Source organism: Burkholderia sp. JP2-270, assembly GCF_003233675.1.
Classification (GTDB): Bacteria; Pseudomonadota; Gammaproteobacteria; order Burkholderiales; family Burkholderiaceae; genus Burkholderia; species Burkholderia pyrrocinia_C.
The window spans coordinates 187,381-196,310 of record NZ_CP029826.1; the positions used below are offsets into that span (position 1 = coordinate 187,381).

General features: G+C 65.4%; 12 protein-coding genes. 5 read left to right on the top strand and 7 right to left on the bottom strand.

Annotation, left to right across the window (positions count from 1 at the left end; genetic code table 11):
* The first annotated feature begins 16 nt into the window (after nt 1-16).
* Entirely contained in the window at nt 17-2,092 is a 2,076-nt protein-coding gene (gene tkt, locus DM992_RS33565) for a transketolase (protein WP_111020609.1), read from the top strand.
* A gap of 183 nt (nt 2,093-2,275) precedes the next feature.
* Here the strand turns inward: tkt and DM992_RS33570 are convergent, their stop codons facing one another.
* Nucleotides 2,276-2,494 (bottom strand): hypothetical protein, encoded by a 219-nt coding sequence (locus DM992_RS33570; RefSeq protein ID WP_111020610.1) that lies wholly within the window; start codon nt 2,492-2,494, stop codon nt 2,276-2,278.
* Between the two features lie 340 nt (nt 2,495-2,834).
* Between DM992_RS33570 and DM992_RS33580 the strand changes: the two genes are divergently transcribed.
* Nucleotides 2,835-4,124, top strand: a complete 1,290-nt coding sequence (locus DM992_RS33580) for a cation:proton antiporter (RefSeq protein WP_111020612.1) — start codon at nt 2,835-2,837, stop codon at nt 4,122-4,124.
* A gap of 128 nt (nt 4,125-4,252) precedes the next feature.
* On the opposite strand, the gene DM992_RS33585 is transcribed toward DM992_RS33580, so the two are convergent.
* Both DM992_RS33585 and DM992_RS33590 read right to left on the bottom strand, forming a co-directional pair.
* Nucleotides 4,253-4,411, bottom strand: a complete 159-nt coding sequence (locus DM992_RS33585; RefSeq protein ID WP_111020613.1) for a DUF3309 family protein — start codon at nt 4,409-4,411, stop codon at nt 4,253-4,255.
* 522 nt (nt 4,412-4,933) lie between these two features.
* Entirely contained in the window at nt 4,934-5,080 is a 147-nt protein-coding gene (locus DM992_RS33590) for a DUF3096 domain-containing protein (RefSeq protein WP_081938516.1), read from the bottom strand.
* A 589-nt stretch (nt 5,081-5,669) separates the two neighbouring features.
* Between DM992_RS33590 and DM992_RS33600 the strand changes: the two genes are divergently transcribed.
* Nucleotides 5,670-5,846: a CsbD family protein gene (locus DM992_RS33600; protein WP_111021575.1), complete on the top strand. Its 177-nt coding sequence runs from the start codon at nt 5,670-5,672 to the stop codon at nt 5,844-5,846.
* A 139-nt stretch (nt 5,847-5,985) separates the two neighbouring features.
* Here DM992_RS33600 and DM992_RS33605 read toward each other — a convergent pair whose 3' ends face one another.
* Both DM992_RS33605 and DM992_RS43085 read right to left on the bottom strand, forming a co-directional pair.
* Nucleotides 5,986-6,300 carry a hypothetical protein gene (locus DM992_RS33605; protein ID WP_111021576.1) on the bottom strand — a complete coding sequence of 105 codons (315 nt, stop codon included), beginning with the start codon at nt 6,298-6,300 and terminating at the stop codon, nt 5,986-5,988.
* A gap of 68 nt (nt 6,301-6,368) precedes the next feature.
* Nucleotides 6,369-6,695 (bottom strand): hypothetical protein, encoded by a 327-nt coding sequence (locus DM992_RS43085; RefSeq protein ID WP_239511515.1) that lies wholly within the window; start codon nt 6,693-6,695, stop codon nt 6,369-6,371.
* A 140-nt stretch (nt 6,696-6,835) separates the two neighbouring features.
* On the opposite strand from DM992_RS43085, the gene DM992_RS33615 reads away from it, so the two are divergent.
* Nucleotides 6,836-7,108: a hypothetical protein gene (locus tag DM992_RS33615; RefSeq protein ID WP_111020614.1), complete on the top strand. Its 273-nt coding sequence runs from the start codon at nt 6,836-6,838 to the stop codon at nt 7,106-7,108.
* Nucleotides 7,109-7,174: 66 nt separating this feature from the next.
* On the top strand, nt 7,175-7,354 hold the full coding sequence (locus DM992_RS43585; RefSeq protein ID WP_111020615.1) for a hypothetical protein: 180 nt from the start codon (nt 7,175-7,177) through the stop codon (nt 7,352-7,354).
* 64 nt (nt 7,355-7,418) lie between these two features.
* Here the strand turns inward: DM992_RS43585 and DM992_RS33625 are convergent, their stop codons facing one another.
* Both DM992_RS33625 and DM992_RS33630 read right to left on the bottom strand, forming a co-directional pair.
* On the bottom strand, nt 7,419-8,600 hold the full coding sequence (locus tag DM992_RS33625; RefSeq protein WP_111020616.1) for a fatty acid desaturase: 1,182 nt from the start codon (nt 8,598-8,600) through the stop codon (nt 7,419-7,421).
* A gap of 92 nt (nt 8,601-8,692) precedes the next feature.
* The gene (locus tag DM992_RS33630; RefSeq protein WP_239511516.1) at nt 8,693-8,917 is read right to left on the bottom strand and encodes a glycine zipper 2TM domain-containing protein; all 225 of its coding nucleotides are present in this window, start codon (nt 8,915-8,917) and stop codon (nt 8,693-8,695) included.
* Between the last annotated feature and the right edge of the window lie 13 nt (nt 8,918-8,930).

Sequence of the window (8,930 nt, forward strand, 5' to 3'; positions counted from 1 at the left end):
GCCAGGGAGCAACTGCATGACCTCAACCGATTTCCCGCCAACCGAAGGTTCGGCACTCGATGCACTCTGCATCAATACGCTGCGCTTCCTGTCGATCGATGCCGTGCAGAAAGCGGCGAGCGGCCATCCAGGCTTGCCGCTCGGCGCCGCACCGATGGCCTATGCGTTATGGATGCGCCATCTCAAGCATCACCCCGCCAACCCGGCGTGGCTCGATCGCGATCGCTTCATCCTGTCGGCCGGACATGGCTCGATGCTGTTGTACAGCCTGCTTCACCTGACCGGCTACGACCTGCCGCTCGATCAGATCGAGCGCTTCCGGCAATCGGGCAGCCTCACGCCCGGCCATCCGGAGCGCGGCCTCACGCCGGGCGTCGAGACGACGACCGGCCCGCTCGGCCAGGGCTTCGCCAACGCCGTCGGCATGGCGATGGCGGAAGCGCAGCTCGCCGCGTGCTACAACCGTCCCGGCTTCGAGATCGTGGATCACCACACCTACGCACTCGTCAGCGACGGCGACCTGATGGAAGGCGTCGCAGCGGAAGCCGCATCGCTTGCCGGCCATCTGCGGCTCGGCAAGCTGATCTGCCTGTACGACGACAATCGCGTCACGCTGTCCGCCGGCACCGCGATCACCTTCACCGAAGATCGCGCGCAACGGTTCGACGCCTACGGCTGGCATACCGAAACGGTCGACGACGGCAACGACCTGGCCGCCATCGACGCGGCGCTGGTCAACGCGCGTGCGGAGAAGCTGCGTCCGTCGTTGATCCTCGTGCGCACGCACCTCGGCTACGGCTCGCCGAACCGGCAGGACACGTACCAGGCTCACGGATCGCCGCTCGGCGATGCCGAGGTGCGCCTGACCAAGCACAACCTCGGCTGGCCGCCCGACCCCGCCTTTCATATCCCCGCACGGGCGCTCGCGCATTTTCGTCGTGCGTTGACGCAGGGGCGGGCACGGGAAGAGCACTGGAACGCGCGATTCGCAGCCTATGCGCGCGCGTTTCCCGAGCTGGCCGAGATGCTGCTGAACACCGTGCGCGGCGCGCTGCCCGACAGTTGGGACCGCGATATCCCGGTCTTTCCGGCCGATCCGAAAGGCATCGCGACGCGGGTCGCATCCGGCCAGGTGCTGAATGCCCTCGCCTCCCGCGTACCGTCGCTGGTCGGCGGCTCCGCCGATCTGAATCCCTCCACCTTCACCGCGCTGACCGGGCACGGCGATTTCGAGGCCGCCGGCATGAATGCGCTCGACCGGCAAGGCTCCGACGGCGGCGGCTGGAGCCGCAGCGGCCGCAATCTGCATTTCGGCGTGCGCGAGCATGCGATGGGCGCCATCCTGAACGGCCTGGCGACCCACGGCGGCATCCTGCCGTTCGGCGCGACCTTCCTGATCTTTTCCGACTACATGCGTCCGCCGATCCGGCTCGCCGCGTTGATGCGCCTGCAGGTAATCTATGTCTTCACGCACGACAGCCTCGCGCTCGGCGAGGACGGTGCGACGCATCAGCCGATGGAGCAGCTGGCCGGCCTGCGCGCGATCCCGGGCCTGCTGGTGATTCGACCGGCCGATGCCAACGAGACGGCCGTCGCGTGGCGGGTGGCGCTCGAAGCGCGGGAGCGGCCGACCGCGCTGGTCCTGACCCGCCAGGACGTGCCGACCATCGATCGCCTCCGGTTCGCGCCGGCCGAGGGCTTGCGGCGCGGCGGCTACGTGCTGGCCGATGCCCCCGACGGCCGCCCCGCGCTGATCCTGATCGCGACGGGCTCGGAAGTCGCGTTGGCGCTGGCGGCGCAAGTCGAACTGCTCGCGCGCGGCGTGGCGGTTCGGGTGGTGTCGCTGCCCTGCTGGCGATTGTTCGACGCTCAGCCCCAGCCGTATCAGGACGCGGTGCTGCCGAAGTCGGTCGGCGCGCGGCTGGCGATCGAGGCGGGTGTGTCGCAAGGCTGGCACCGCTATGTCGGCGATCGTGGCGACGTGCTCGGCATCGCGGGTTTCGGCGCGTCGGCGCCGGGCGCCGAGCTGATGCGCGATTTCGGCTTCACGGTCGAAAACGTCTGCGACCGCGCGCTGAAACTGCTGGCCTGAACCGTGGGCGGCCCATGCGCGTATCAGGCATTCGGGTCGCCGCCGGCATGGCGCGTACCGGCTTCGAGCACGTGTCGACCATCGACCGGGCATCGGACGCGATGCGCGCCACGTGATCCTCTCCGTCGAAGCTTTCCGGATAAATCCGGTAAAGGTCCTCGGTACCCGACGCGCCGGCCGTGCTCAATGCGCGGCCGGCTTGCCCGCTCGACGCTCGAGCATGAGGATAAGGGCGATGATGCTGACGAAATGCGTGCGTTCCGAGGGCGTCAGACTGCCGTGTTCCAGAATCGATTCCAGCCGGATTCTCCACAGTGCCCATGGCGCAGGCTCACCGGACGCGACGCGTGCAATGAGTCGTTCAAGTGAAAGCAGGTCTCCCTCGATTGCTGTGTGGGCCATGGCAGTGCTCCGGTGGTCGTCAGGGTCGGAAAACAGTCTATGACGACGCACGGCGCCACTCTGCCCGCTACCGTACATCGCATGCGTGCCGTTTCGGGTACGGGTTCCCGGGTGCTTCAGCCGCAGGCGCGCGTGGCTGCGATCGCAATGGTCGTGCCCGGTCCTTTGTCCGCCATCGGACAGACGCCGAACCGGCTCGCTGCGAACGTGGGACGTTCGGCGCGATACTGTGCGACGAGTGCGACGCCCCGAGCGTGCCACGTACTGCCTCCACGACGCCACATGGCGACCTGCAACCGAAGCGCGGCGAGCGCGACGTTATTCATGCGGGGAATGCAAAGTGACCGAAGCGATCGGATGCCTCATCTTCGGAGCCCTGCTGATTTTCATGGGACTCATGGGATCGTCGCTCGAGCGACTGCCGCTGAGTGCGGCCATGGTGTATCTCGGGATCGGCTTTCTGATCGGACCGGCCGGCATCGGCTTCCTGTCGATGACATTGCCGGACGACGTCGCGCGGTTGCGCATCGCCGCCGAAATCGGCCTGCTGATCTCGCTGTTCGCGATCGGCCTGAAGCTGCGTGTCCCGCCCGCCGATCCCCGCTGGATGCTGCCGCTGCGGCTCGGCGTCGTCGCGATGATCTTCACCGTCGCGTCGATCGCCGCGCTCGGCGTGCTGGTGTTGCATTTGAGTGTCGGCGTCGCGGTACTGCTGGGCGCGATGATCGCGCCGACGGACCCGGTACTTGCTCATGACGTCGGCGTGCGCGACGCGGGCGACGTCGAGCTGGTGCGTTTTTCGTTGTCCGGAGAAGGCGGGATCAACGACGGCACGGCCTACCCGTGCGCGCTGCTCGGCCTGCTTTTGTGCGGCTCCGGCACGACGTCGGAGCTTCACTGGAGCATGGTCGGCGGCATTGCATGGGGCATCGCGTCCGGCGTGGGCACCGGCTGGCTGTTCGGCTTCGTCACGGCCCGGCTCGTCGCATTCCTGCGTAGCCGGCACGGACAGGCGCTCGGCTTCGAAGGGTTCTTCGCGCTGGGCCTGATCATGCTGTCGTACGGCGTGACGCTCGCCATTCATGGCTACGGGTTCCTGGCCGTATTCGCCGCGGGCGTCGCGATGCGGCGCGTCGAGCATCGAACGAGCGGCCGGAAGACGTCGAAGGAGACAGTCGGCGTCGTGGACAGCGAGGATGTCGAGGCCACCGCCACCGATCCCGACAAAGCCCATGCGTTCGTCGCGGAATCGGTCATGGGATTCACGGCCGAGCTGGAACACATCGCCGAAGCCGTGCTGATCCTGCTGATCGGCGCACTCGTCTCCCGCTATTGGGCCGGCATGCTGACCTGGACGGGCGTGGCTGTGGTCGCGACACTGCTGTTCGTCATCCGGCCGGCAGCCATCCAGCTCGCGCTGATCGGGTCCCGGGCGTCGCGCCGCCAGCGCCGGTTGATCAGCTGGTTCGGCATTCGCGGCGTGGGTTCGCTGTATTACCTGACGCTGGCCCTGGAGCAAGGGCCGCGCGCGGAACTGTTGCCGCTGGTGCCGTGGGTACTGGCCATCATCGCCGTGTCGATCGTGCTGCACGGTATTTCAGCCGCGCCGCTGATGCGTCGCTTTGCGTGAGATCCGGGGCGTGCGCAGTGGCACGATGCGTGCGTTGGTCGAACGGCTCGGTGCGGTGCTCCCCCCCGACACGCAAGGTGCCGGGCGGGCGTCTTTCCATGAACCTGCAGCGTCGATGACGTCCCGCGTCACAGCCTGCCCAGCAGCATCAGGACGAGCAATACGATCAATACCAGGCCCAGCAATCCGCTTGGACCATAACCCCAGCCATTGCTGTAGCGCCAGGTCGGGATCACTCCGACCATCAGCAGCACGACCACGATCAGTAGAAGAAGTCCCAGTGACATGTCGTCTCTCCTCAATCAATCCGGACGGTCATGTCGCGATGCGTGCGCACCGATGACCCCGCCGAATGCAATCGAACCGATGTTTACGTCGACACGCTCACATGCGCTCCCGCCTCGACACGCGCACGCGCCGTTCGTCGCCTGTCGACGCGAATTTCGCAGTGCCGCATCCCGAATGCCGGAGTTCCCCGGACGCAAGTCGTCCTGCTTCTTCATGCAGGGCTCGTGCTCGATGCACCCGGTTCGGGACGTGCATCGACACTTTCGATATCAAGGTAGACGGACGCGGGCGCGGAGTCTGTCCGGCAACGTACCGGCCGCGCGCGAGTCATCCCGGACGGCGCGGCGCATCACTCCGGCCGCGCGACCTCGATTGCAACCGGCACGCGATGGCGCAACCGGGCAACGGGCGGCACGTCGTCGCGCGGTCGACAACGTGCGGACCTGGCGACGGTTGCGAGTCGACGATCGCGGGTGCCGCCTGCGAGGTTCGTCACCTGCTTTTTTCTTCGGTGCCCCGGCTCAGTGGATATGTCCGCCGAACAGCCCGAGCAACCCGATGACGATCAGGTAGATCGCAACGATGTAATTCAACAGACGGGGCACCACAAGAATCAGAATGCCTGCGATCAGCGAAACCAGTGGTCCCGCGCTCGTGAGGATGTTCATACGCCCTCCGCAAGATTGAAACAACACATGAATACAAAGCCGCCCTGCCTTCGACGTTTGTTACAGCGGCTTGAGCCGGGCAATACGCGAGCCTTTGGCGGTCGTGCAACGGCGCGCAACGGTCGAGTCGACGTCCGCGGCAACGCCGTGGCATTTGTCGGTCCGGTGGCCACTGGCGTCGGATGTGCAGGCCGTCGTGCATCCCGGGACACGACACCGATAGCAAGGATCGATCCCGGCGCATCCCATGGAAATGTTCGTCGCAGCATGATTGGCCGCGGATTGTTCGTGGATATCCCTGACACTGCCTGCACGCGAATGCGAATAAAGTACGAAAGCGTGCCTGGCGTGCAAGACAGACAACCTGCACCCTCCGTCTTCGCGGCGATCACGCCGAGCGCCGCCCGCATGCATCCGCTGGCGCGCCGGCGCCGACTCGCGTACGGCATCGTACCGACTTCCGTCACGATCGCGCGCAGTGTGTCTTCGGGCGCCCTGAGTGTCCCGCGCCAAAGCGCCCGATACGACGCTTCGATGGTTCCGGGTTTCGTACCGGTGAAACGGGCGACTCATGTCAAGGAGCGATGTCATGAACAGGGATCAAGTGAGAGGCCGCATCGCGGAAGCGAAAGGCAAACTGACGGAAATGATCGGCAGGGTCATCGGCAATAGATCGACCAGGATGCGCGGCAAGGTCGAGCAGGTCGTCGGCAAGACACAGGCGTCATTCGGTGACGCGAAAGAGCAATTCAGGAAGCGGCCGTAGAGTGTCCGCGCGAACGGTTCCGAAGGAAGCGCCGCGCGACCGGGCAACGTGCCGCGCATTCGGCGGGTATCGACGGCGCGTGCGTGCATGCATCCGGCGATACCCGCTTCCCGACTGAGCGTCACGATGCCGCAATGCGTCAGGTGCGATCGCTGTGCGCGGCACGTGGTTTGTGCTGCTCGTCTCCGACGCCGGGAAAGAACGCGTCCCAGGCGTCCCGGACACCTTTCGCTGCGGTCGCATCCGCGGCAAACGTCTCCTGGTCGCCCGACTTGGCCGGATCGGAGCACAAGCCTCGCCAGCGCGTAAAGGCGAGCACCGGCTTTTCGGTCCATTCGCCGCCGCCGAACTTCGCAAATGCCGTGTCGCCGCTCACCAGTCGAACCTCATACCATCCGTCGCGAACCGGCGCATATCGGTCCAGCGGAAACCATCGTGTAGATTGGATTTTCATCATTGCCTCACTTGTCCAGGGAGCGTTGTACGCGACAAAACTCCCGTCTCGTCCGGTCGGCGCGTGCGCTAATCGGCGCACCGATTCAGCCACAGCCGGCCCGCGGCCGTCATATTGATCGAGCCGCCGCTGCGCGACTCGTATGCAAGCCCGTGAATCAACAGTTCATTGGCTATCGCGCGCGGTATATCGGCTTGGGAATCCGGAATTCGATCGAGCGATTTGAGGGTCTCGACGACCTCGGGTGAAAGTGGGATGCACATGGCAGCCTCCTCGGTGTTGAGTTCATCGTGAACCGCACGACACGCCTGCGTCTGTACGGTATCGACTATTCGGAAGCGGGTATTCCTGCAGCGCAATTGACCGCCTATTGCAAACCGGTGATTCATCTGCATCGAAACATGATTCGGTATCCGATGTGTTCGTTGCCAAACCGGTATTGAGCGCGCACACTGAAACACCTGCCGGTTTGTCGTCAAGGCATCGGCGCCCTCGAATCCTTCGGCGCCAACGGTTGCTCTGTCAGGAGCACATCATGACCATCCCCACTCTCGAATATCGCGGACGTGAACTGCGTGTCTATTCGCAAATCCTGTTCCCGCCGTTCGGCGATCCCCACGCCCCCGGCCTGAAGCGCTTCGGTTCGATCGTGCGCATCGATAAGATTCCGGCGACCTCGGCAACGGCACCGCGCTACTCGACCATTTTCGGGCACGGCGCTCCGCAAACGGCGGCGCTCGCACTCGACCTGGCGATGCAATTGGGCAAGGACATCGTGGATGGCAAGATCGCCGCTCCGGCGATCTAATCCGTCCGCCGCATCCGGCTCGACGCGGCGTCTCGCGACGCGAGCACACCTCACTCCGGAGGAACTATGAAATCCTACACAGGCCCCTCGATCGATCGGCGCGATGACGCGACGCGGCAAAAGCAGCGGGACGATCTGGCCCGTGCAGACGTCGAACGCGCCGAAAAGCGCATCCGCCAGGATGCCGGCATCAATTCCAATGCGAGCAAGTGGCGTTATTCGCGCCCCGACAATCGGGCGAAATGAGCGGCGCGCGCGCCGCGCGCTGTGGCACGCCGGTCCCGCATGGCGGGTCGCCGGCGTGCCGCGATCACGCATACCGGCGCAGGCGCATCGAGAAATCGGCGATCGCCTTGATGCCGCTCTGCTCCGCACTACGGCACCAGTCCTGCAACTGAACCAGCAATTGCTCGTGCGACGCGTGCGACCACGTCCATAGCTCGAGCAACGTCTCGTACATATCCACGTACACGCGTATTCGCCGGTTCGCATTGGGGCTCTTCAGCGCCCGCAGATCGGGCTTGTCCCGATGGCCCCAGGCCTGGCGCAGCCAGCGTTTCATGCCGAGCGCGAACGCGCGCTTGTCGTCGCTGCTCATGTCCTCGATGCGGCGCAGCTCCCGCCGGCAGGCCGACTCGAGCATGCGCGCATAGGCGGCCATCACCGCATGCCGGTTGCGGATGATCGCTTGCAGCGTCGCGTCGTCCGCCACCACCTTGTTCGGGAGCAGGCGCGGCTTCGTCGCGATTCGCCGAATGGTCGCGAGTCTCAACACCGCCAGCAGGCGGATGTACAGCCAGCCGATGTCGAACTCGAACCAGCGGTTCGACAGCCTGGCCGACGTCACGTATGCGTGGTGATTGTTATGCAATTCTTCTCCGCCGATCAGGATGCCCAGCGGGAAAAGGTTGGTGCTCGCATCCGGCGTCGCGAAATTCCGATAACCGCTGAAGTGGCCGCAGCCATTGACCACGCCGCCGGCCCAGAACGGAATCCACATCATCTGGATCGCCCACGCCGCCACGCCGGGCAGCCCGAACAGCCCGACGTCGATCACGGCCAGCAGCCCGACGCCGAGATTCGGATAGCGGGCATACACGTGGCGTTCGAGCCAGTCGTCCGGCGTACCCGAGCCGTATCTGCGCAGCGTTTCCTCGTTCCGCGCTTCCGCCCGGTACAGTTCCGCACCGCGCAGCAGCACGGTCGCGAGGCCGCGGGTGCGCGGGCTATGCGGATCTTCCGGGGTCTCGCTCCTCGCGTGATGCTTGCGATGCACCGCGACCCACTGCGTGGTCAGCATGCCGGTCGTCAACCACAGCCAGAACCGGAAGAAGTGACTGGCGCACGGGTGCAGATCCAGCGCCCGGTGCGCCTGGCAGCGGTGCAGGTACACGGTCACGCTGATGATGGTGACATGCGTGAGCGCGAACACGACCCACGCAAGCTGCCACCACGACAGCTTCAGCTCGCCGTTCAGGAGAAATGCCGACATACCGGTCGCACTCCGCGCCACGCTCCTATCCGCGCGCGCTTCGCCGTGACGGCGCGTGCGCGTGCCGCTTCCCTGCCCTTCAACCGGCGGGCCTATTTCCCGACCTGATTGCCGACAACCCCGCCGACGGCCGCGCCGCCAATCGTGCCCAACGCACTGCCGCCCGTCAGGACTGCACCGGCGACGCCGCCGACACCGGCCCCGATCACGGTATCCGTTCCGCGGCGAGACATACCGCCGCAACCCGCCAGCACGACAACCGTCATGGTCACTATCGCCATCTCGACAGCAACGGAATGTAGCTTTCTCATGATCATCTCCTCGGGTTGC